Annotated in this window: 20 protein-coding genes; 18 read left to right on the plus strand and 2 right to left on the minus strand. The window is 50.5% G+C overall.

The window, feature by feature from the left end:
- The first annotated feature begins 127 nt into the window (after window positions 1–127).
- Complete coding sequence (locus tag MHI45_RS24205) at window positions 128–2,674, plus strand: discoidin domain-containing protein (RefSeq protein ID WP_341119549.1); 2,547 nt, start codon at window positions 128–130, stop codon at window positions 2,672–2,674.
- Between the two features lie 535 nt (window positions 2,675–3,209).
- On the opposite strand, the gene MHI45_RS24210 is transcribed toward MHI45_RS24205, so the two are convergent.
- Together MHI45_RS24210 and MHI45_RS24215 are read right to left on the minus strand one after the other, a co-directional pair.
- Entirely contained in the window at window positions 3,210–3,578 is a 369-nt protein-coding gene (locus MHI45_RS24210; protein ID WP_076109989.1) for a helix-turn-helix domain-containing protein, read from the minus strand.
- A gap of 177 nt (window positions 3,579–3,755) precedes the next feature.
- Window positions 3,756–4,838: a glycosyl hydrolase family 28-related protein gene (locus tag MHI45_RS24215; protein WP_076109988.1), complete on the minus strand. Its 1,083-nt coding sequence runs from the start codon at window positions 4,836–4,838 to the stop codon at window positions 3,756–3,758.
- A gap of 709 nt (window positions 4,839–5,547) precedes the next feature.
- On the opposite strand from MHI45_RS24215, the gene galU reads away from it, so the two are divergent.
- The 17 genes from galU to MHI45_RS24300 all read left to right on the plus strand — a co-directional run bounded on the left by galU (window position 5,548) and on the right by MHI45_RS24300 (window position 24,573).
- The gene (gene galU / locus MHI45_RS24220; protein WP_076109987.1) at window positions 5,548–6,450 is read left to right on the plus strand and encodes a UTP--glucose-1-phosphate uridylyltransferase GalU; all 903 of its coding nucleotides are present in this window, start codon (window positions 5,548–5,550) and stop codon (window positions 6,448–6,450) included.
- A 3-nt stretch (window positions 6,451–6,453) separates the two neighbouring features.
- A complete protein-coding gene (locus tag MHI45_RS24225; protein ID WP_076109986.1) occupies window positions 6,454–7,149 on the plus strand; it encodes a sugar transferase in 696 nt (231 codons plus the stop codon).
- Window positions 7,150–7,173: 24 nt separating this feature from the next.
- Window positions 7,174–8,112, plus strand: coding sequence for a GDP-L-fucose synthase family protein (locus MHI45_RS24230; RefSeq protein WP_341119552.1), 939 nt, complete (start codon window positions 7,174–7,176; stop codon window positions 8,110–8,112).
- A gap of 20 nt (window positions 8,113–8,132) precedes the next feature.
- Window positions 8,133–9,128 (plus strand): GDP-mannose 4,6-dehydratase, encoded by a 996-nt coding sequence (gene gmd, locus MHI45_RS24235; RefSeq protein WP_038586541.1) that lies wholly within the window; start codon window positions 8,133–8,135, stop codon window positions 9,126–9,128.
- 118 nt (window positions 9,129–9,246) lie between these two features.
- Window positions 9,247–10,560, plus strand: a complete 1,314-nt coding sequence (locus MHI45_RS24240; RefSeq protein WP_076109984.1) for a lipopolysaccharide biosynthesis protein — start codon at window positions 9,247–9,249, stop codon at window positions 10,558–10,560.
- A complete protein-coding gene (locus MHI45_RS24245) occupies window positions 10,535–11,704 on the plus strand; it encodes a glycosyltransferase family 4 protein (RefSeq protein WP_341119554.1) in 1,170 nt (389 codons plus the stop codon). Before MHI45_RS24240 ends, MHI45_RS24245 begins: the two co-directional genes overlap by 26 nt.
- A 17-nt stretch (window positions 11,705–11,721) precedes the next feature.
- Window positions 11,722–12,930 carry a hypothetical protein gene (locus tag MHI45_RS24250; RefSeq protein ID WP_341119555.1) on the plus strand — a complete coding sequence of 403 codons (1,209 nt, stop codon included), beginning with the start codon at window positions 11,722–11,724 and terminating at the stop codon, window positions 12,928–12,930.
- A gap of 22 nt (window positions 12,931–12,952) precedes the next feature.
- On the plus strand, window positions 12,953–14,080 hold the full coding sequence (locus MHI45_RS24255) for a glycosyltransferase family 4 protein (RefSeq protein WP_076109982.1): 1,128 nt from the start codon (window positions 12,953–12,955) through the stop codon (window positions 14,078–14,080).
- 40 nt (window positions 14,081–14,120) lie between these two features.
- Entirely contained in the window at window positions 14,121–15,365 is a 1,245-nt protein-coding gene (locus tag MHI45_RS24260) for a glycosyltransferase family 4 protein (RefSeq protein WP_341119556.1), read from the plus strand.
- A 16-nt stretch (window positions 15,366–15,381) separates the two neighbouring features.
- Entirely contained in the window at window positions 15,382–16,755 is a 1,374-nt protein-coding gene (locus tag MHI45_RS24265) for a sugar phosphate nucleotidyltransferase (RefSeq protein ID WP_341119557.1), read from the plus strand.
- A gap of 36 nt (window positions 16,756–16,791) precedes the next feature.
- A complete protein-coding gene (locus tag MHI45_RS24270; protein ID WP_076109979.1) occupies window positions 16,792–18,531 on the plus strand; it encodes a hypothetical protein in 1,740 nt (579 codons plus the stop codon).
- 240 nt (window positions 18,532–18,771) lie between these two features.
- Window positions 18,772–19,521, plus strand: a complete 750-nt coding sequence (locus tag MHI45_RS24275; protein WP_038586558.1) for a YveK family protein — start codon at window positions 18,772–18,774, stop codon at window positions 19,519–19,521.
- Window positions 19,502–20,170, plus strand: a complete 669-nt coding sequence (locus MHI45_RS24280) for a CpsD/CapB family tyrosine-protein kinase (RefSeq protein WP_038586561.1) — start codon at window positions 19,502–19,504, stop codon at window positions 20,168–20,170. Before MHI45_RS24275 ends, MHI45_RS24280 begins: the two co-directional genes overlap by 20 nt.
- A 23-nt stretch (window positions 20,171–20,193) precedes the next feature.
- The gene (locus tag MHI45_RS24285; RefSeq protein ID WP_340894578.1) at window positions 20,194–21,567 is read left to right on the plus strand and encodes an O-antigen ligase family protein; all 1,374 of its coding nucleotides are present in this window, start codon (window positions 20,194–20,196) and stop codon (window positions 21,565–21,567) included.
- Window positions 21,568–21,584: 17 nt separating this feature from the next.
- On the plus strand, window positions 21,585–22,649 hold the full coding sequence (locus MHI45_RS24290) for a glycosyltransferase family 4 protein (protein ID WP_341119558.1): 1,065 nt from the start codon (window positions 21,585–21,587) through the stop codon (window positions 22,647–22,649).
- A gap of 3 nt (window positions 22,650–22,652) precedes the next feature.
- Window positions 22,653–23,201 (plus strand): WcaF family extracellular polysaccharide biosynthesis acetyltransferase, encoded by a 549-nt coding sequence (locus tag MHI45_RS24295; RefSeq protein ID WP_038586568.1) that lies wholly within the window; start codon window positions 22,653–22,655, stop codon window positions 23,199–23,201.
- Window positions 23,202–23,229: 28 nt separating this feature from the next.
- A complete protein-coding gene (locus tag MHI45_RS24300; RefSeq protein ID WP_341119559.1) occupies window positions 23,230–24,573 on the plus strand; it encodes a lipopolysaccharide biosynthesis protein in 1,344 nt (447 codons plus the stop codon).
- Window positions 24,574–24,581 lie beyond the last annotated feature (8 nt).

Raw genomic sequence — 24,581 nt, forward strand, 5'->3', positions numbered from 1 at the left:
AACTAAGAAGAACAAGAATAAACCTCTACATCTACTGTTAAAATTCGCAGCTTTAACCCTCTTGTTTCTATTGTCTGTTTCTATCTTCGGAGATGACGGGACGAAGAGGGCCGAGGTGGAGGTTGACATGTCCAAATTGTCCGCAGCCAAAGATGCAGGACCCGCATTGCCGGACGGAACTGTGCTGTGGCAACTGGGCAAGCACGACGGAACAGCCGGTGAATTTGCGGCTGCCGGCTCTTCGGCCGCTAAGGAGGCATTTAAGGTTGCCTCCGTTTCGGCCAAGACTGCGGAGCTCCAAAGTGTGCCCTCCGGTCTTAGAGGCGACACTAATCCTGAGCTGAGGATTATGTATAAGCTGGATAAGATCCCGGTCAACGGGGTCTTATTTCGCGTAAGCATCATAGATGCCTATAAATCCATTCCGCAAATGAGCGTATTCTCCAACCGGCAGCTGTCGGGGATTATCCAGATTGCAGGTGTTGCCGGTACAGACAGCAAATATACGTTCCGCAAAACGTATGAGCTATATATCCCGAAAGAGCAGCTGGTGGCTGGAACTAACGAACTAAAGCTGCAGGCGGCCCGCGGGATCTATTCCTCCGATTTGGAGGATAAGTACAACTGGTGGACCTGGGATGACCTTAGCCTGGAGTCGCTGAATGCCCCAATCAAGGAGCCGATTCATGGCAGCTACACACTGACGGGCACCATGGTGAACAACAAGCAATTTTATTTTGACGAAGGTGCAGTTACGCATCTGCCTTATATTATGAAGTGGCTTGGAGTAGCTTACAGCGGCAATATTATGCGCACCAGCTGTGCCAGCGATGTCGGCCGCTCCTGTTCGAATATGGAGGAGTACTACAAGGTGCTCAAGGATTACAACATGCAGGCCGTTGCGCTGTATTTGTATACCGGTGATATTAAGCTTAAGGCGGATGGCTCACTGCCGGATGATGCCGAGAAGAAACTGACTGATTATTTCCAGAAGTACAGCCCCTACTTCCAATATTATGAGGTGGACAATGAACCCGGCCTGTTCAATCGTTCGAAGGCAGTAAACCTGGCGATTGCCAACTGGCTGAACGAGAAAGGCAAAACTATAGCTCCCCATCTGCAAACCGTGGCACCGGGTTGGGCCTATTGGCCGAGTTATAGTACGGATTCCTGCGGCAACCAGAAAGGCACACTTAAACAGTGCGGCGATCCGGACGGTTGGGAACGTGATTCGGAGCAACGCAACGAGCTGGAGGAAGTGACGGATTTAACGAATGGACATTCTTATGGTGAATCCTATATTTTCAGCCATGGAGGAAGCTTTACCGAGAATCTGAAAACCTTTGGCGGAACTGCGGACGGCCTCGGCAAAAAAATGCTGACGACGGAGTTCGGCACTTCAGACACACATGTAGATGCCTACCAATACGGGGCGGCTGAACGGACATCGGCGGTCTTCGACCGGATTATGCGCGGTCATATCGGCTACGCGGATATGTTCATCCAGCATGCCGCCTTCTTCAAGAATTTCAGTCTGTTCAAGTACGGATTCAATCTGGAAGAGCATGATCCGGCCAAAACAGAGATCTACTATACCAAAGAAGGCGAGGATTCCCGGGTCAGCATTATGAGAAGGCTCAGCCTAGCTTATGCTACCCACGGAGCTCCATTAAGTTATGAAATCACCAATAAGGATGAACTAGCCGACAAGCTGTTATATGTACGAGCTGTAGATACCTCAACACTTGAGCCTCAACCCGGAAGCAAAGCCACCTCCAACAAGGTGCTGGTCAATTTCGTCAACTTTGAGGATACACCGCAAACGGTTCATGTGAAAATAAACATGCCGAAGAAAACTGTGTATGAAGGTGAACGGTTCGGCAGCGGTGATTCATACGAGGCGGCACGCAGCTATGTATCCGGCAAAAGCGCTACACCTGTACTGGAGTTTACCGAGACTTTAGCTCCGGGCGAAGCGGTGCAGTATATCCTGCAGCCATCCTCCGAGGTGGCGGATACTGCACCGCAGAGTTTTAAAGCTGCTGCAGTCAAAGGTTTGTCCGTAAAATTGAACTGGCTGGAGGCCCCTGGAGCAAGCTATGAAGTGCTCCGGGCCGACGGCTCAGGCACAGACCTGAAGGTTATCGCAACGGGGATAAAGGATACGGAATACACCGACAGCAAGCTGCTGGAAGGAACATTATATACGTACGCGGTTAGGGTACCTGGTTCCAGCGTCATGTCGGAGAAGACACAGATTACAGCAACAGGACTGGTTCCTTTGGACCGTTCGCAGTGGAAGGTATCCTCCAATGTCAATACCGAGGCGTCCTATCCCGGAAATGCGATTGACGGAGACCGGCGCACACGCTGGGATACGGGTAAACATCAAGCCTCCGGAGAGTATTTGCAGGTCGATCTCGGGAAGGAACATAGTATAGAAGCGGTGGAAATGGATTACACATTATCTTCTTATGATTATCCACGGGGATATGAGCTTTATGTATCGGATGACGCCAGCAATTGGAAGCGCATAGCTTCCGGAAAAGGGAAGCTGGAGAAGACCAAGATAGAGTTTGCCAAGGTGAATGCGCGGTACATCAGGATTCTGCAGACCGGCTCGGGAGGAAATTACTGGTCCATTCAGGAGCTGCAGATTTTTTCAAGAGAATAGAGATGTTGGGATTGGGCTGGCCGCATTTTTAAGAGAACTGATGAGGGCATGAAGTTATAAGAAATTTATAAGGAAACCGAGGACTGCCCTGTTCCGTTCTTATCGAAATTGCGGCAAAGATTTATGAATTCACTTTCGGAGATATGTCCGTGTTTATACAACGCGTGGAAGCTTTCTTTTAGGTCTATGGTGCCTTCGTGCTTCATTCCTAACTGGTTTAGCAAGCTGCGAATAGAAAATTCTAATCTCATCAACTAAGCTCCTCCGCGAATATCTAAAATTAGGTAATTCATGTAAGCCTACTTTACTACTAATTCAAAAAAAAGAATGTCACTATGTGTCGGTGATAAAACTAATATTTTAAGTACTTTTGACTCATTTTACTCGTTTTTGACTAGGCTGCAGAGGAATATGTTGAAATGTATTCAGCAGACTAGAGAAGTATACATAAGAATTGCAAGAGGAGCAGGAATAAAAAATAATCACGACAGCTCCCTTAACTAGCGGAACCGCCGTGATTATGATGGATATTGATTCATTGTTGACCATTGTCGCCAGAACCGGCGGCCGCCCTGTTCTGAACTACCCGCTCCAGCAGCATGCGCACAAGCTCCAAATCCTGCTCTTCCAAAGGAACGCCGTCCCAATGCAGCTGATGCTGGTTAAGGATCTCTCTGGCATTGTTCGTGATTTCCATGGGGTCGGGGTTATCGGTAAGGCCGATGAGATAATCTGAGGTAGTGTGAAGCTTCTTGGCAATCAGTTGAGTATTTTCAAGGGTAGGCTGACGGTATCCGGATTCATACCCGGCATACGTACTTTTGGCGACGCCAACCGCTTCAGCAACCTCCTGCATTGAGAATTTTCTTGTTTTTCGTAGCTGTTTCAACCGTTTAGCAAACATCTGCATGCCTCCAATTGCGGGTTCCAACATGATTGGATATAGGCGTAATTCGTATTGAATCATTTTTGGATATTATACCATAAACATAACTGAACGAACATCCATCCCTTTTACAGCCGCCAACCCGCTTGGGAAACTCCCCCGCACATCCCCCGGTACTTTACGAGTGTTCTATTTTCAAGGGAGAAATATAGAATTAACAGTGGTCACCTGTTTGTTTACGGTTTTGCTCTGGAACGTGGAATTGTATACGGTGATTGTTCCCCCCACAGGTAAGTCAGTATTATAGATAGCCACTTTGCTGTATCCAACGGTAGAGGCCATAAATTTGCTGTTGTACACTTTCACCTTTGCATTCGACAATACCGCGATATCCGCTTTGGGATCACCGGTATAATTGGCAGAGCCGTTGTTTTTAAAGATTGAATTGACAATCGTTACCTCCGCATAATCTTCAACATGAACACCTTGTCCCCGGATATGAATAAAGCTGGAGTTTTTGATGACAATGTCTTTTGCGGACAAGGCAACGCCTACTCCAAATCCCGCCCAGCGGGAAGGGCTGGTGTTGGTATCAAATACACAGTTCTCGATGACCCAGTCACGGCTTGGAGCATTGATTTCAATCCCGTCTCCTTTGATATTCACAAACCGGGTATTCAGGATCTTAACCTCGTAGCTCGGATTTATATTCGACAGAATGCCATAGCCGGAATTTTCGAACAGGCTGTTAAATACAGTTAACCGGTTGACTGTCACCGCATTCTGAATCCCTTGAACGCTGCATTCGAATCTGACGTCGATAATGTTGATGTCGTCCCCGTTCGGCATAATGCCAATGCGGGCTTTAATCCCGATGCCTTGAACACTCTGTTTGCCGAGCAGGCGCAAGGCGGCTTCATCCTTGTTATCATTGCGGATCAAGGTAGCATCTCTTCTGCCTGCACCTAGAACGGATATATTTTCAGGGATATGAATAGAGTTGATTAGATAAGTCCCTCTGTCGAAATAAATCGTGCCGCCCCCCGAATCCTGCGCAGCCTTTACAGCCTTGGCGATACTCGCCGTATCATTGGTGACTCCGTCCCCTACGGCCCCGTAATCCTTCACATTGAACATCGGAATGGCAAAAGCCTGAACACTTCCTGCGCCCGTATCGCTGCTCCAGGCTTTCTCCGGAGCCTTATTCCAAATGAGTCCCACAGCCAGAGCTGCAGTAAGGACGGCAACCAGGGGCAAAGCTATTTTCCAGCGCATCATGAATCCCTCTCCTTAATGAAATGGTTTATGAGTAACTTTGAAAAACTTTTTTTCTTGAAAAGAAAACATTAATTGTTTACAAAGTTATTCTAAATGAATATAATAATTTTGACAAATACTCCTAATGAATAATATATGGCGATAATCATTCGATGTCAGAATATGTGAAGAATGAAAGGGAACATGAAAGGAAATGGGATAAGCGCTTTTAAAAATATAAGAATTTATATGTTTCACACGATAACTTATCCTTCTATTTCTCGCTGAAACGGTACCGTCCTTAAAAAGGACGGCAAAGCCGTTTTCACTTGATAGAGATTAGGCAAGGAATATTTTTTTTACTTATTTGGTCGCGATATGAATAACTTTATTTAAATTATTAAACATTTATTCTCGATGAGAACCATGAGAGGGAGGCCAGTCCTCTTTAGAGCGGCAGACGTCAACCTTCATTAGCATATGTGCCCCGCCAACTGTTGGTGCGGCAGCAACAGCGGACAAACGCTGAGATTCCGTATATCATTGCCTGTATTTTTCGCAGGATCAAAGGTAATGCCTCCTGTACCTATATCACTGGAGACACTCGGTCATGCTGTGGGTGCTGATACCTTAGACGTTAATCGTCAAGGGTGTGACGTGAGGAAGGGTTAAATGCCCGCTTATTGCAAGAATTCAGTTCGTCAATAAAGAAACAAGGGATGTGTTCGGGATGAAAAAGGTAAGAAAGGCTATTATTCCAGCAGCTGGGCTTGGAACCAGGTTTCTTCCCGCTACCAAAGCAATGCCGAAGGAAATGCTTCCGATCGTAGACAAGCCGACCATTCAATATATCGTGGAAGAGGCGATTGCTGCGGGCATTGAGGACATTATCATCGTTACCGGCAAAGGAAAACGCGCCATAGAGGATCATTTCGATATCGCGTTTGAGCTTGAGCATACCTTGTTTGAGAAAGGGAAGCTGGAGCTGCTGGAAGAGGTAAGGCGTTCCTCCCAGGTGACTCTTCACTATATCCGGCAGAAGGAAGCCAAGGGGCTGGGGCATGCCGTATGGTGTGCGCGCAACTTTATCGGAGATGAGCCGTTTGCCGTGCTGCTGGGAGACGATATTGTGCAAAGCGACGTTCCGTGCACCAGACAGCTGATTGAACAGTACGAAAGCCTTGGGAGATCAGTCATTGGCGTCCAGACGGTACCTGCCGATCAAACGAACCGTTACGGTATTGTAGATCCGCTGCGGGCCAGAGGGCGGCTGTACGAGGTGGACCGTTTTGTGGAAAAGCCGGCTCTAGGCCAGGCGCCTTCCAATCTGGCGATTATGGGACGGTATGTGCTTACGCCGGACATCTTTGATTTCCTGGAGAGCCAGGAGACCGGAGCAGGCGGTGAAATTCAGTTAACGGATGCCATTCAAAGGCTCAATACGGAGCAGGGCGTATATGCCTATGACTTTCAGGGAGTACGGTACGATGTGGGCGAGAAGCTCGGGTTTATTCTGACGACGATTGATTTTGCCTTGAGAAGACAGGATCTGAGGCATGAACTGTTAAGTGCTCTCGGGGAAATTGTGGATAGAGAACACACCAGTACGTATGCAAAGTCAAGAGGTGAATAATAGATGATACCTTCCAGTCAAAGAGAAGAGGAAGCGGCCCTGTATGCTAAAAGGTACTATCCGGCAGTAAGGCGTGCCGGAGGCAGGCCGGAGACATTATATCTATTTAATAAACGGGTCTTTGACATTGCGGCATCTGCGGCGGCACTCCTTGTGCTGTCCCCCCTTTTCCTTATTCTTGCGCTGGTTATCAAGCTGGAAGATCCCCGCGGTTCCGTATTTTTCGGTCAAACCCGGGTCGGGAAGGCAGGACGTTTGTTCCGGATTTATAAATTCCGCTCGATGATTGCCGATGCGGAAGCGCTTCTGCCGAACCTGTTGAACCAAAATGAAATGAGCGGCCCCATGTTCAAAATGAGAAATGATCCGCGGGTGACCCGGGTAGGCAGATTTATCCGCAGAACAAGCATTGATGAGCTTCCCCAGCTGGTAAATGTGCTTAAGGGCGATATGTCGCTTGTCGGCCCAAGGCCGTCGCTTCCACGGGAAGTGGAGAAGTACTCGGAATACGACCGGCTTCGTCTATCGGTCACACCGGGATGTACAGGGCTTTGGCAGGTGAGCGGGCGGAGCGGACTGAATTTTAAGCAAATGGTGGAGCTCGATCTGCTCTACATTGAGCAGAGAACGCTGGGCCTGGATCTCAAGATTATGTTTATGACGGCCTGGCAGCTCGTGAGATCGAAAAATGCATTCTAAATCATTTATAACGGGGTGAAGCGTATGGATCGCCATTCGAGAATATATGTAGCTGGACATCGCGGTCTGGTCGGTTCGGCCATCGTCCGCGCACTTGAGAAGCAGGGCTTTCATAATCTTGTCCTCCGTTCCAGAACAGAACTGGATTTGCGCAACGGCGCTGAGGTGGACCGTTTTTTTGAGGATCAGGAGATTGAGAATGTATTCCTTGCTGCGGCTAAAGTGGGCGGAATTGCAGCTAACAACGAACAACCTGCGGAATTTATCCGCGACAATCTGCTCATTCAGACCCATGTCATTGATGCGGCTTACCGTAACGGGGTGAGCAAGCTGATGTTCCTGGGATCGACCTGCATTTATCCAAAGCTGGCTCCGCAGCCGCTCAAAGAAGAATATCTGCTGACCGGAGAGCTGGAGCCGACCAATGCGCCCTACGCAGTGGCCAAAATTGCCGGCATCAACATGTGCCAGTCCTATAACAGGCAGTACGGCACCCGGTTCATTTCTGTGATGCCGACGAACATTTACGGGCCGAATGACAATTTTGATCTGTATTCGTCCCATGTGCTGCCTGCGCTGCTGCGCAAATTCCATGAAGCCAAGGAACAGGGCAGCCCGTCGGTGGAAGTGTGGGGCACCGGCAATCCGAAACGTGAATTCCTGCATGCGGATGATCTGGCCGAAGCCTGTCTCTATCTGATGGAGCACTATGAGGGCAATGATATCGTGAACATCGGTGTGGGTGATGACATTGCGATCAAAGACCTTGCACTGCTGATTAAAAAGGTTACCGGCTACGAAGGGGAAATCACCTTCAACACATCCGTTGCGGACGGTACCCCAAGGAAGCTGGTTGATGTATCCAGAATCAATGCCCTTGGATGGAAAGCAAGAATTGGGCTCGAAGACGGGCTGCACGATGTGTACGCTGATTTTCAACATACGTATGCTGTGAAAAAATAATGATGCGGGGGAATTCATCAATGAAGAGAGCTTTAATTACGGGCGTTACAGGGCAAGACGGGTCCTATCTGGCGGAATTTCTTCTCTCCAAGGATTATGAGGTATTCGGACTGCGGAGAAGAACGAGCACGCCCAACTATGAAAATGTGTACTCTATTAAAGATCGCATTCATTGGATTTCCGGAGATTTGACCGATTTGGCTTCCCTGATTGAAGCGGTGAGAATCGCTGACCCGGATGAGGTATACAACCTGGGGGCGCAGTCGTTCGTAGCCGCATCGTGGCCGCAGCCTTTGCTGACGAGTCAGATCACCGCCGTTTCCGTTACCAATATGCTGGAGGCGGTCAAGATTGTGAAGCCGACGGCCAGATTCTATCAGGCCTCAAGCAGTGAGATGTTCGGCAAGGTCGTAGAAACCCCGCAGCGGGAGACTACCCCTTTTTATCCGCGCAGCCCTTATGGTGTAGCTAAGGTGTACGGCCACTGGATTACCGTCAATTACCGGGAGAGCTTTGACATGTTCGCCTGCTCGGGGATTCTATTCAATCATGAATCGCCAAGACGCGGACTGGAGTTTGTCACCCGCAAGGTGACCGACGCTGTTGCCCGTATCAAGCATGGGCTGCAAAGCGAGCTGCGGATGGGCAATCTGGATTCCCTGCGGGATTGGGGCTTTGCCGGGGATTATGTCAAGGCGATGTGGCTGATGCTCCAGCAGGAGGAGCCGGATGATTATGTTATTTCGACAGGTGAAATGCATACGGTCCGTGAGCTGCTTCAGGTGGCCTTTTCGTATGCCGGACTCGATTATGAGCAGTATGTGGTGATCGATCCTGAATTTGTCCGTCCGGCTGAGGTCGACCTGCTGCTGGGCGATTCCTCCAAGGCGCAAACCAAGCTGGACTGGAAGCTGGAAGTCGGCTTCCATGAGCTGATTCATATGATGGTGGATGAAGATATGAAGCGCGTCGCTGCTGAGATCCGCTACCACGATGCCTTTACTTTAGTGAACTAATATTTCGATACAGCATAGGTGATCTAACAGGGGACGGCGCTGCCGTCCTTTATTCAAATTATGAAGGCTGAAAGCGGGTGAGTGCTCTGTGACCGCACTGAGATTGAGGCTGGCAGGGTTGAGACGCAATCGCGATTTCAATAACGTCATTTACAGCCTGCTTTCTTATTGTATTACTCCTGTCGTTCTGTTCATTTCAACACCGCTGCTGCTCAGGCATCTGGGTGATCAGCAGTACGGGCTGTGGATTCTTATCCAATCGGTGCTTAATGTGCTGGCGGTATCGAATTTCGGCCTCGGCAATGCGCTGATCAAGCTGGGCTCCGAGAGTGACAGCGAAGAGAGATTTAATGCCCTCTTCCGGGTAACGCTTACGCTGTCGGTCATTCTGGCGGTGTCGGCGAGTTTTTTTCTTCTTCTGTTCGGCACTTATATTTTTCCTTTGCTGGTGAAGGCGGAAGGGCTGGATACCGTGCTGTCCGTCTCCTATTTTCTTAGCGGAATCATCGGCATTCGGATCATCAACGGCATTCTTTCCGGTGCCTACATGGCTAAGCAGCGTTACGATCTGAACAGCAAGGTGAATATCGTATTCAACCTGGCAAGCTCGATTGGCTTCACCATACTGGCCGTCATGTATGGAGACTTGTATCTGCTGGTGCAGTGGATGTTCGTGTTTACGGTGCTGCTGGCGGTATGCAATGTCTTCGTTACACGCAAGGCGCTTCCCGGACTTCGATTTGCTCCCTATTTCGAGCGGGACAGCTTCAGAAGGCTGTTTCATTACGGGATTTATTCCTGGGGCCAAATGTTGATCAGCACGCTGAATGCCCAGATGGACAAATTGATTATCGGGGGATTTCTGGGTGCCAAAGTACTGGGGTACTACACGGTTTGCATGCAGGTGGTAGTGAAAATCCATGAAATTCCCGCTGCGGCCGGAGGATATTTACTGCCTAAATTCAGTTCACTTTCCAAGAGTGATGACCGTCGTGAAATCAGGAGGACCTATCATCAGTCACTGGTCATTGCCATTTCATTCGTAGGAGCTGCGGGTTTGGCAGCCTTTGTGCTGGCCAAGCCGATTCTGTCCCTATGGATCAGCCCGGAGTTTGCTGAAGCCCATTATGTGCTGTTCCAGGTGCTGGTATTGTCGGTATCTCTGGGTGCACTTGGTGTAGTCCCCTATTATTGTCTGAATGGAACCGGGTACGTCAGGCTTAATACTGCCATTTCACTTCTCACCACACTGGTGACAATGGGTCTGTTTGTTCTATTGATCCCGAGATATGGTGCCATAGGCATCGGCCTGGGCAAATTTGTCGGCATACCGCTGGTTGTCTTCTCGTTGTATTACGTGGAGAAAGTGGTTCTGAATGGCAGCGGTCAAAGGAGGGAACCGGTTCGTGAAGGGACGATGGAAAGCATCTGAAGAGAATCATCAGAAGAAGTACCTGTTCTTTGATTTGCTGAATACCGGACATCATTATCAATATAATCTGGCTGTGATGAAGGGGGTATTGAAGGGGGCGCCCTCCAGTGAAGTCACATACTATTCCAGTAAACTGGAAGAGAGCAGGCAGGCGGAGCTTGAGGCAGCAGGGATCAGTTATCAGCGGGCGGTGGAAAGGCGGTACCACCGTTATATGCCGTCCATGCTGGTCCGTGCGCTGCTTCTGCTGCAGGTACTGCGTTTTGCTTACAAGCATAAGTCCGTTCTGCATCTGTTATATCTGGATACGCTGATCATTCCGCTGGTGTTCCTGATTCCTGCGCTGAGGGGGATGAAAATAACAGCGACGCTTCACTGGTATCCGCCAAGAGAGAGCAAGCGCAGGCTGCTGAGGAATCTGCTGCGGCGTCAACATCTCGACAAGCTAATTGTCCACGGGGATTATCTGAGGAAGCAGGTGCTGGAACTGACCAGCGTGGAGCAGTCAAGAGTAAGCTCTATCGTGTATCCCAACCTGCATCCTGCATTAGTGCAGGAAACCGTTCAAGCGCCGGACATCCATGCCAGCCAAGACGCTGCGGAGTCCGTGCCGACCTTACTCTGCTTCGGCGGCCTGCGGTATGACAAGGGAATTGACCTGCTATTGGAAGCAGCCGGGAGATTAACCGGCCAGCCGTTCTCCATCCTCGTTGCAGGCAGGGAACAGGATTTCACACGCGGCGATTTGGAGCAGATTATCCGCGACAAGGGATTGGAGCACAAGGTAGAGCTATGTTTGGAATATATTCCGGATCATGAGGTGCCGTTATATTTCGAGCGGGCGGACATCATTGTGCTGCCTTACCGCAAAATGTTCTCCGGCCAAAGCGGACCGCTGACCGAAGCGGCGGTCAGAGGCAAGGTGATTATTGGACCGAGCCACGGGGAGATCGGGTACTGTATTGAGCGTTATGGACTGGGGGTCAGCTTCCGGGCGGAGGATATCAGTGATCTTGGCGACAAAATCGTCTATGCCATACATAACATGGATGAACTCCGCCGGAAATCACAAAGCTCGGAGTATAAGGCGCTCCTGTCGCCGGGTATTTTCGAGCAGCGGTATTTCGAGGAGCTTGCCGGGTAGGAGGGAGGATAATGTAAATGGCGTTTGTTTTAAAAATCGGATTCCTGCTGGTGACCGCCTTTTTGATCAAGCCCACGGCTTTGGGAGAGAGCTACTCCATACTGGGAATCGCAGCGGCCATGCTTGCCTTTTTGTTTCATCTCATTGATTGCCGGGTGCATCCCATGAAGAAAATATCCATTCAGGGCCCTCATCGGCTTGTGCTGTTCCTGGTACTGCTGCTGTTCAGCTACCTGCTGGGCCACGCCATGCTGATGAACTCCATCTTTCTGCTGAATGTGTTGAAAGCTGCAGTGCTGAACTGCACCGTAGTTCTCGTCGCGGCCTTCATCCTAAGCGAGGCAAGGGCCAACTATATTTTCTTTCGCAGCATGGTGATCATTTTTATTGGATTCATTGTGTCCTACTATGTGACGATCGCGCTGGCTGTATTTGTGACTCACCTGGAGCAGCTGGAGTTGTTCCGGATCCAAATCGGGGACTATCCCTCCTCAGGGATGACCTACTTCCCCTTCACCGTCATGTATGGCGTTTACACCGTAGACGGTATCCGGTTTCCGCGGCTGCTGGGGCTGTTCAGGGAATCGGGCATTCTGCAGATGTTCCTGATCTGGTCATTGTTCAATCTGAAGTCCATCCGGCTGAACCGGTTATGGATTAAAGGAACACTGCTGCTGGGGATTATCGCTTCGTTCTCAACGGCAGGGCTTGCGATTCTCTTCGCCAACCTTGTGCTGTATCTCTTTATGAATAAAAAAGTGATGAGAGGCGTCGTCTTGCTCTGCTTCACTTATGTGGTGGTCATGTACGCCCCGTTTATCGGGATCAACGACAAGACGGAAACGCATGGCGCTTCCATCTCTGACCGTACCATGGCTACAGAAGCAGGGCTGGAAGCGCTCGGGAACAATCCGTTCGGTGAAGGCATGTACAACACCCGTATTCCCAACGCGGGGATCAACCTGGTAGCAGCTTCTTCCATGATCGGCGTGGCCGGCGTGCTGCTCGCGATGCTTGTCTATCTGGTGCCGGCGCTTGCTGCCGGGGACCGCAGGCGGTATTTACTCGCAGTCATTCCCATTATTCTGACTTCGCTGATCTCACAACCGCTGCTGGATGCCCCGCTGCTCTATCTGCTGCTGATGGCCCCGTACAAGGGCGAAGAGGAACCACAACCCGAAGGGGCGGCATTACTTGTTCAACCCGCTTTGGAATACATCCGTTAGGATCAAGAAAAGGTAGGGTCTTATGATAAAAACACTATTGATAGCCTATCAGATCGCCCCGTACCGTATCCCGGTCTATAACACGATCGACGCATCGGAGGATATCGATCTTACGGTCTGGTTTCTGGAGGAGAAGGAAGCCAACCGGGAATGGAATATTGATTATCAGGATATGCGATTCCGGTACAGCTGCCTGCGCGGGTTCCATTTGTTCATTCAGCGTATGGATTTCGGGGTGCATATCAACCCGGGCTTATTCTTTAAGCTGGTACGCCTGAATCCCGATGTGATTATCACCACGAGCTATGACGCGATTGGCTATTGGGTCAGCTTGTTCTACGCCAAGCTCTTCCGTAAAAAGTTCGTAGTCTGGTGGGGCAGCACGCTGGAGAGCAGCAGAGTGAAGAACCGGGCGATGAATGCGGTGCGCGGATTGTATTTCCGTTCGGCGGATTCCTTTGTAACCTATGGCTCGGACTCAGCCAGATGCCTGAACCACTACGGCATTCCGGATGAGAAAATGGCTGTCGGCTTCAATACGGTGGATATCCGCTATTACTACCGGAAACGCCTGGCGGTTAAGCCCCATAAGGAAGAGGAGGGGCTGCTGAATCTCCTGTTTGTCGGTCAACTGATCAAGCGGAAGGGCCTGGAGGAGACTATCCAGTCATTGGCCCGGCTGAACCAAGAGAACTGGAGGCTGCGGATTATCGGCACGGGACCGGATGAGAAGAAACTGAAGGAAATGGTCCGGCGGTACGGCATGGAAGAGAAGGTGCTGTTCGAGGGCTACAAGCAGAAGGAGGAGCTGACCGGCTATTTGGCGGCGGCCGACTGCCTGCTGGTCCCTTCGCTGATTGAGGTGTGGGGGCTTGTGGTCAACGAAGCGCTTGTCTCCAACACCTTCGTGCTGGCTTCCAAATATGCCGGCGTGACGAGTGATCTGATTGTCGACAAGGAGAACGGGATCATCGCCGATCCTCTGGACCCGGCCAGTATGGATGAAGCGATGCAGTGGCTGTTCGACAATGTATCCTATTTAAAAGCAGACCGGAAGATCAAGCTGAGCATGTGGAAGAAGCTGCATCCCACGACCTATGCCAAATCAGTGGTCCGGGCCATCCGGATGGCGAGCCGGCCCAGCCATTAAAAAGGTAAGGCTAAGATTATTTCGAGAGAGGTGCAAGGCTATGAAGCCGAAAATTGTGTTCGTGATCAATTATTTTTACCCGGATTATGCTTCCACCGGCCAACTGCTGACCGAGCTGTGCCTGCATCTGCAGAATGACTTTCAAATTACCGTCATTGCTTCGCAGCCCGGCTATTCCGGGGAGGCGAACACAGAGGAGAGAAGATTCATTACCGACCACCTGGAGAATATTGAAATTATCCGTATCCGTCTTCCTGTTGTCGATAAGCTGAATAAATGGAGTAGGCTGCGATATATCGTAACCTACTTTTTTTATGCCATTGTTGCCGTGCTGAAGCAAAGAAACGTGGATTTTATCTATACGATCTCACAACCGCCGATCCTCGGGGGGCTGATCGGAACGATCGGCAAGCTGCTGAAACGGTCGAAGCATATTTATAATATCCAGGATTTCAACCCGGAGCAGGCGAAGGCGGTCGGCTTCATGCAGAATGCCAGGCTGATGAAGCTTGCCCAGTGGGTGGACACCCTGAACTGCAAGCTGGCGGATCACATTATTACGGTAGGCCAGGATATGCAGGAGACCCTGCTGAGACGGTTTGCCAACAAGAAGGTGACAGAGAATACCGTCATTAACAATTGGACGAATGAACAGGAGATTATTCCCTTAAGCAGGGAACATCCACAGGTCCAGGGCTTCCTTGAGAAGCATGGCCTGCAGAATAAATTCATTGTGATGTATTCCGGAAACCTCGGGCTCTATTACGATCTGGAGAACCTGATCAAGCAGACGGCAGCCTTCCGTCATCTCGATAATCTCGCCTTCGTCTTTATCGGAGAGGGAGCGGTGAAAGCCAAGATGCAGGAATATGTGGCGGAGCACGAACTCTCGCAGGTCTATTTTCTGCCTTACCAGCCGAAAGAGGATCTGGTGTACTCCCTGAACGCTGCCCATGTACATCTGGTAGTTAATCAGAAGGGAATCAAGGGGGTCTCCGTTCCCAGTAAAATCTACGGGGTTATGGCTGCAGGCAAGCCGGTGCTTGGTGTCCTTGAGAACGGAAGTGAGGCGTACCGCCTGATTCGGGAAAGCAACTGCGGTCTTCTCGTCGAGCCTCACAGTTATGAGGAGGTTGTCCGCAGCGTGCTGGCTTTTTATGAATGGGATCGTGAAGAGCTGGAGGCCTGCGGGATGCGGGGAAGAGCCTATTTGGAACAGTATTTAAGAAGAGAACTGTCTCTTGAACGTTATAGAGAGCTGCTGCTGTCTTTGAAAATCTCATAAAAAGGTGGGGGAATTCATGAAGCTGGTGTTATTGTCCGGGGGTTCCGGAAAAAGATTGTGGCCGTTATCCAACGATTCCCGCTCCAAGCAGTTTCTCAAAGTACTGGAGAACGAAGAGAAGGAAATGGTCTCTATGGTCCAGAGGGTATGGGGGCAGATTGAGCGCAGCGGACTGGGTGCATCCACGTTTGTAGCTACGGGGAAATCGCAGATTGAAATGATGCACAGCCAGCTCGGCCCGCATGTGCCTCTGATTATCGAGCCGGAACGCAGGGATACCTTCCCGGCCATCGCGCTTACAGCGGCCTATCTGTATTCCTTCATCGGAGTGGATCCGGATGAAGTGATCGCCATTCTGCCGGTGGACCCGTTTGTGGAAAACCGCTTTTTTGATACCGTCAAGCAGTTGGAGGAGGTTGTGTCGGCAACGAGAGCGGATCTTGCACTGATCGGCGTGCAGCCCACGTATCCCTCTTCCAAATACGGCTATATCATCCCTGAAAGCGGTGCGGATTCCTCCGGCGGCAGCCTGAAAGTCAGCCATTTCCGTGAGAAACCGCAGGAAGAGGAGGCCAAAAATCTGATTGCCCAGGGCGCCCTGTGGAACTGCGGAGTGTTTGCCTTTAGGCTCGGCTATCTTATTGATATATTGAGCGGGCAAGGCCTGCCCGTGAACTACGAGGAGCTGTCGGAGCACTATGACCAGCTGCCCAAGATCAGCTTTGATTATGAAGTGGTAGAGAAGGCAGCCCATATCACTGTGGTTCCCTATGAAGGCTACTGGAAGGATCTCGGGACGTGGAACACTCTTACAGAAGAGATGAAAAACAATCAAATCGGCAGAGGAACGATCAGCGGGGATTGCAGCAACACCCACCTGATCAATGAGATTGATATCCCCGTATCCATTATCGGTTTATCCGATATTGTTGTGGCGGTGAGCCCGGATGGGATTCTGGTCACAGACAAGAGCGAAAGCCCGAGAATCAAGGACTACATTGATTATAATCAGGGACCGATGTATGAAGAGCGTCAATGGGGCTGGGTGAGAATACTGGATGACCAGTCGTATGAGGACGGACGCTGTGCCGTTACCAAACGGGTATGCATTCTTGGCGGCAAAAGCCTCAGTTACCGGATGCACACCAGCCGGGAAGAGGTTTGGAACATTATCAAGGGAGAGGCAGAGTTTGTGCAGAACGGGAATTTCATGCTTATCGGCCCGGGCAATGTCCTGCATATTCCGATGAAGACATTGCATACGCTCAGAGCTTCTGCCGACCTGGAGATGATAGTGGTCCAAAGCGGGCAGGTACGGGAACCTAACCGGATGCTCGAGCTGTATCCTACATGGGATGAGATGTCACAGCATTGCTTCAAAACCTCCTGAATAGTCGAATCATCCTAACCCAAAGGAGGCCAACACATGCATGCAATCGCCGATCAGCTGGAGGAAATCGTTCAGAGGCGTTATAACCGCTGGAAAAATGCAGAGCTGCCCGCTTATCTCAGCAAAGAGCTGAATGAGCTGAAGTCTGCAGAAATTATCGACCGCTTCTATCAGGATTTGCAGCTTGAGGATCACGGCATTTACGGAATTACCGGGGTTGGAACGAACCGGATGAATATATTTACGATCCGCCGCGTTTGCCGGGGACTGGCTGAGGAGATCAAGAGCCGCGGTTTTGCCGCCGGGCAGAGAGGTATAGCCATCGGCTATGATTCAACGTCCTTTTCCAAAGGGCTTGCGGAGCAGGCGGCGCTCGTTCTGGCGAATCATGAGGTGAAATGTTATCTGTTCCGCCAGCCTTCTCCAGCAGGTGAACTGGCCTTCGCCGTACGGTATTTACATGCTGCCGGAGGTCTGCTCATGTCGAGCGGGGGGGAGGCCTCCGGCTACAGCGGCTGCACCCTTTACGATGAGCATGGAATGCCGGTAGAAACGGAGACCAACCTGCGCGTGGCCAGTTACATGGAACAGTGGGAAGACGGGCTTCATATCGGATTGATGAATGTAGAGGAGGCGGCCCGTACGGGCAGGCTTGTCTTTACCGGGGAGGAAGTCGCCAGCGCCTATCTGGAAGATGTGGACCGGATTCCGGTCTCCCGGGAAATCAATCAAATCATGGGCGCTTCTGTGCGTATCCTTTATATCCAGCCGGGGCAGGAGGAGGCAGGACTGCTGCGCAGCACGCTTCTGCGTTCCGGCTTTACCTCGGTACATGTTGTTCAGGACCCGAAGCTGCAGAGCGCGAAGTCGTCCTCCCAATACTTTGAGCTGTACGATTGGCGGCTGGCGAATGAGGCGGCTGCGGAGATGAATGCCGATCTGATTCTGGCGTTCAACCCGCAGTATAGTGAGCTGGCCTTGTCCATTAAGACGGAAATGGGCAAGTATCTTGTATTAAGCCACAGTGAAACGGCGGCGCTTCTTCTCCACTATCTTTTGCGGCAAAAGAACAACAGAGGGGGAAGCACTGCCGGTGGAGTGCTGCTTAAGTCTTTTTTTACAAGTGATCTTGCCTCGGCCATTGCCCGAAAAGAGGGGATTAAGACGATCAATGTTACCGGAGGTTTTGGCGGAGGGGCATCGCTGGGGAAATTTTGCCGCTCGGGCAATCTCCCTTTTCTGTTCGGTTACGATGAGGACGGCGGATTTGCGGTCGGGGGCTCCATTGCTGGCAGTGACGCCATTCAGTATGCTGTGCTGATTGCCGAGATGTCAGCCTATTTTAAGTCCAGGGGCAGAACACTTGGCAAAGAGCTGCTGGACTTGTATGCGGAGCACGGCTGGTTCGCAGATGACAGGATAGAGCTTACATACCGCGGACTTGAAGGCCGGCAGAGGGTGAGCTTTATCATGGGGCGGCTGAGCAAGGATGCGTTAAGAGTAGTGGGCGGATTAAAGGTTGAGCAGTTGTATGACTTCCGGGCCCGGGAGCATATCCAACTGGCCAAAGGGAAACATTTGGCGCTGGATATGCCGCGGTATGACGCGCTCAAATTTATAATGGAGGACGGGTCCTGGTATGGTCTGCGGCCGGTTTCTGCACAGCCGGGCATTCAGCTGTTCCTCGGCAGCCATGCTTCTGACAGCCTTGCCAGCAGGCGGAAGCTTGCAGCCATACGATCCGACGTACTGTTTATGCTGGAAAGCATGCTGTAAAACTGAAAATTTTTATTTGTTTACAATGTTATTCGAAACGAATATAATTGAGTCGACAAATACTCTTATCGAGGTATTTTTTTGAGAGCCTTAGAGACTGTCTGAAATTGCGGAATGTTGAAAATGGGCATGTAAAGAGGTATGGAAACGGGATAAAGCAATAGTTTATGCCTTGTGGGTCGCGTATTGAATAATTATTATTTGTTTATTTGTTCTAATAATTCGAATGGAGGAATTTGAGTGGAGTTAAAACAGTATTGGACCGTAATCCGAAAGCGATTATGGCTGCTGGTCCTGCTTGTTGTTGTGATTACTACCGCCACGGGGATATACACGTATGAATACACCGAGAAGCAGTATACGGCGTCAACGAAGCTTATTGTAACCCCCAAGCAGGAGGTTGAACTGCTTGGCGGCAAGCTGGATCTAAGCACCATCAACTCCAACATCCGGCTGATAGCGACCTACAAGGAGATCATCATGTCGCCGAGGATCATGAATCTGGTCGTCCAGCAGTATCCTCAGCTTGGCCTCACATCCGATGAAATGCTGAAGAAGGTAACTGTATCCGCCGTCGAGGAATCCCAGGTGATGTCCCTGGAGACAGTGGATACTTCTTACGCTCAGGCAGCTGCAATTGTGAATGCAGTGGCTGCCATATTCCAGTCAGAAGTGCCCAAGGTGATGAAAATAGATAATATCAGCGTCCTCAGCGAAGCCAATCCGGCTGATACTCCAGATCCCACATCACCGCAGCCGCTGCTCAATATGATTATCGGACTCGTTCTGTCCCTGATGATCGGAACGGGACTTATGTTCTTGCTCGATTACCTGGACGATACGATCAAGACGGAAGCGGATATCCGCGATGTGCTGGGTCTCTCTACGTATTCGGCAGTCCCGGCGATTACACAGCGGGACCGGGTGGCAGCCCCGAGAAATACAGCCAAGCCGACGAGGAGGAAGAAGAATGTCACGTTCGAAGTCTAAGCATTATCTGATTGCGGATCCCAGTCTGGATTCCCCGGCTGCCGAGGCCTACCGCAAGCTGCGGACTACTCTTGATTATTCGCACCAGGATGAAGGCATCCGGACGCTCATGATTACTTCGGCATTAAGCGGCGAGGGCAAAAGCACGACTGCTGCCAACTTGTCGATGGCTTACGCGCAGTGCCGGAAAAAAGTGCTGCTGATTGATGCGGACCTGCGCAGCCCGTCCCAGCACTCCATATTTAATGTAGAGCAAAACCCGGGAATCAGCGCGGTTCTAAATGGCCAGGCTCTGCTGGAGGAAGTGCTTGTGCCTGTGCTTGACGGAACATTGACGCTGCTTCCGGCCGGACCCCTTTCCGGCAACCCTGCGGAGCTGCTGACCTCGCCGCGGATGAAAGATTTGCTGGCTGAGCTTAGCGGGAAGTTCGATCTTATCCTGATTGATACCCCCGCACTGCTGACCTACAGCGATGCCCAGATCATCGCGGCCCAGTGTGACGGCGTCCTTCTGGTAGTCAAGCCGGGCAAGGTGAAGAATGGCGCTGCGCTTAAGGCCAGAGAGAGTCTGGCGCTGGTTAAGGCACGGGTGCTTGGGGCCGTCCTGAGCAACGTCAACCGCAAAAATGCCGGCCGTTTTATCTACTAGAAGAAGAGTACAGGAGAATAGCTATGAATGCTTTCATTTATCTCGCTTTTGCATTGCTCCCGCTGGACAATTTCCCCTATATGTTCGGCGGAGCATACAAGCCGGTTTCTCTGATTTTTATCGTACTGTATTGTGTACTCAAGATTCCGGTACTGATCCGGATGAAGTTCCAGAGAAAGGAGATCTGGATCTTTATCGTTCTGGTATCGGCAGTCCTGATCTCCGCAATCCTGGGCCTGCAGAACAATTACTCCTTTGCGGGGCTTCAGGATGCAGTGGTTTCTCTGGCCGCCGGCATTATCATCTATCTGAGCTTCAGAATATATGTACATTCGAGCGAATACCGCAAGGATTCATTCCTGACCTTGTTCCGCTGGATGTTCAGAGGATATTGGCTGGCCGTCATAATCGGTCTGCTCCAGCTTGTATATATGTATGCCTTTCATAGCGGCGCGCTAAGCAGTGTAATCGGTTTTTTCGTCCAGAGGGATTCTTACGTCACCGCAGGACGGCTGCATTTTACATTCTCGGAGCCATCCTACATCGGACTTCATACCAATCTGCTGCTGTTCCCGGCCTATCTCATCCTGAAGAAATACAATTATTTAACGAAATCCGACAAAGTCCTGCTATGGATCTTTATCCCGTTATCGCTGCTCTCCTTGTCTATCCGTTATTATCTGGATCTGCTGTTTTTTGTGGTCGTGTATGTCATTGTTACCAGCAAGCCCGAAAAGTTCCTGATGTTATTCATGAAGTTTATGATGTACCTTGCGGCTGCTGCTGTTCTGCTGAATATCGTGTTTGTTAACAATCTCTTTCAATTAAAATCCGATCATTACTACCGTATTCTGCATATCTACGAGGATCCTGCCAGTATTACGGAAGATAATTCATTCAGCATCAGAAGCACTTACTCCAGTCTGGGTTTTCGATCCTTTCTCGATAAGCCGTGGTTCGGGTATGGAATGGGGAATTACTATTACGGCTTTATGCATAATTTGGACCATATTCCCGCTGATACCCTTGAAGAGAACGAGGAGCTTAGGGACGCTAAATACAATCTGACCCTCCCGCAATATAACATGTACACCCGGCTGCTGTCGGAATTCGGCCTGCTGGGGATTATGCTGATTTTATTATTGCTCTCTTTAGTAAGGCTCAGCCACAAGGGCAATTTCCCGAAGCTGATGGTCGTCCTGCTGTTGTATTCGCTTCTGCAATTTGATTCTTTTGCCTTCATCCAGGTGCTCTTTTGGGTGGCTATTCTGCAGAGCGAGGAGGTGTCCCGGCTGCGGATTGGCAAGGCGGAGAGCACAGAGAATAAAAGAAAGATGGCTAAGATGCATTCGGGCCCGTGGGTCCAGCTACGGAGGTCAGAACATTATCCCAAGTGACAATGAAGGTGATCATAATGAAGAAAATCTGCATTATCGGCCAATTTCCCCCGCCTGTGCACGGATTGTCCAAAGCACTCGAGACACTTCTGAATTCCCGGCTTTTTAACGAAAAATACGAACTTACCCATGTGGATATTAAGGACAATAAGAAGGTTGCTGCTCATATGAGCATGATCAACCGCCAGGACACAGATATTTTTTACTTTACCATTTCACAATCCAAGTGGGGCAATCTGCGGGACATGTTTATTCTGGCCAATCTGTTCAGGAAGGGCAAAAAAGTGGTCATTCATTATCACGGCGGCTACTTCAGACAGCTGTACAGCCAGTTTAATCCCCTGCAGCGGGCCATCAACAAGAAACTGCTCGCCAAAGTGGATGTGATGATTGTCCTCAGCAAAAGTCTGGAATGCCTGTTTGCCGGGATTGTCGATGCCGGGAAAATCAGAATTTGCGAGAACTGCATTGAGGACAGCCAGCTCTTAACCTCATGGGAATATGAGAGCAAAATCTTCAGGCTGATGGAAACCGGAAAGCCGCTTGAGGTGGTATACCTGAGCAATTTCATTAAGAGCAAGGGATACTTCGATCTGTTGATGGCAGCGGAACGCCTCAGGGACCGGGACATTCATTTTCATTTTGCCGGCAGCTTCTTCAATCGGGAGGATGAGGAGGAGTTCCTGGCCTACATTCAGCAGAACAGGCTGCAGGATAAAGTCTCTTACCATGGCGTGGTAACCGGGGAGCGCAAGAAACGGCTGCTGGAGCGCTGCGATATCTTTGCGCTTCCGACCTATTATCCCAATGAAGGGCAGCCGATCTCCATAATTGAAGCAATGGGCAACGGACTGGCCATTATCTCGACGAAACATGCCGGCATTCCCGACATCGTATCTGAGGAGAACGGCTTTCTGATCGAACCGCAGTCGCCGGAGGCGATTGCCGGAGTCATCGCCGGACTGCTTCAGGACCGGAGCGGAATGAAGCAAATGGCTGATGAGAACCGGAGTAAGATTCTACGCAGGTATAAGGAAGCGGACTATCTAAAGCGGTTGGAACTAATTATGGATGAGGTCTGAACAATGAAGATGAACTTAGCGAAGTATGATCAATCCTGGTTCGTTAGAGGGAGAAGCGGCGCTGTAGTAATGCTGTGGTGGCTGATACAGGCAACCGTGTTCAGAGTGTCGCTGCACAATATGCATGGCTTCCGCAGCGCTTTGCTGCGTCTGTTCGGCGCACAGGTAGGCAAAGGGGTAAGGATAAGGCCTTCGGCGAAGTTCACGTATCCCTGGAAGGTCAAGATCGGTGATTATTCCTGGATTGGAGACCACGCGGAGCTGTACAGTCTGGACAGCATCGTGATCGGTGACCATTGTGTGATATCCCAGAACGCCTATTTGTGTACAGGCAGCCATAAGCTGAATGATCCCCATTTCGGTCTCATTACGAAACCGATAGAGCTGAAAGACGGAGCATGGGTGGCTAGCCATGTCTTTGTATACCCCGGAGTAACAATCTATGAAATGGGGGTTGCAGGGGCAAGGAGCACCGTGATGAAAGATATTCCCGCGAACCAGGTTCATGTCGGATTTCCCGCCGTGTATTTCAAAGAACGATTCACGAGCTGAAAGGCTGCACCATTAAAGGAGAGTAGCAATGAGAATGATGAAGAAGGCCTCCGGCAAAAACTTTTCGTGGCTGTTCACCGGAAATTTAATTTATTCGTTATCCCAATGGGGGATGGTGGTTTTGCTGGCGAAGCTCGGAAGCCCGGCCATGGTCGGCCAGTATGTGCTGGCTCTGTCAATTACGGCTCCGGTCATTCTGTTTGCAAATTTCCAGCTTCGTGATTTCCAGGCTACCGATGCCAACAACCAGTATTCATTCCAGCAATATTTAACACTCAGACTGCTGTCGATGACGGCTGTATTCCTCCTCATTCTCGCTGTTACTGCATTCATTCCGCTATCCCTGAATACGCTTCTTGTGGTCTGGTTCGTCTGCGCGGCCAAAATGGTCGAATCCGTCTCGGACATTTATTTCGGACTATTCCAGCGGAATGAAAAGATGGAGTATGTCGGGAAATCCATGATTCTAAAAGGGTTGTCCTCTGTCCTTGTGCTTGGGATAAGCGTATATCTGACCCAAAGCATTGCTGCCGGAGCTTTAGCGCTTGCGCTTGCCTGGCTAGGGATTCTCTTGTTCTATGACATGAAGAACGGGGCTGCCATGCTGCACAGCGGTTCGGCGGAAGGGAGACCGAAGAAGGGCCGCCTGGTGAGTCTCTGGAAGGATTTCGGGAAAGGGGAGCGGACTACGCTCAAGGGGCTGCTCCTGCTTGTATTGCCACTGGGTATTACCGCTACGCTGGATTCGCTGAACAGCAGCATTCCGCGTTATTTTCTCCAGCATATCGGCGGTGAGGAAGCGCTCGGCTACTATTCTGCGATTGCCTACATCATGATGGCGGGAGGCACCTTTGTCAATGCAATGACACAGGCGTCGAGTCCGAGACTGTCGCGCTACTACCGGGACAACCTGCAGCGGTTCAAACGGCTGCTCCTGCAGATCATGGGCCTATGCCTGCTGCTCGGACTTGCGGGTCTTTCCGTTGCCTATTTCATGGGTGAGTTTCTGCTCAGCCTGCTCTACAGTCCCGATTATGCCGCGTACAACAACGTCTTCATTATTATCATGCTGGCAAGTACGATCTGGTACATGACAGGCTGTCTCAGTGCAGCTTTAACCGTCTCCCGTTATATTAAGCTGCAAATTCCGGTATTTCTGCTGACCTGCGTATCCATTATCGCAAGCTCCTTCCTGCTGATCCCGGTCTATGGGGCAACCGGCGCCGCATGGAGCATTTGCATCGGGATGGGGACAAGATTTGTCTGCAGCTTTGCGCTGGTTCTTCATGCCTTGTCCAGGCAGGCGGCACTTGCCAAACAGGCGGAGCAGCGGGAGGCGAGGATCGCTCTCGGCGATATCGCCAGGGGATAAGTTCTTCT

Source organism: Paenibacillus sp. FSL H3-0321 (assembly GCF_038002865.1).
Lineage (GTDB): Bacteria > Bacillota > Bacilli > Paenibacillales > Paenibacillaceae > Paenibacillus_AQ.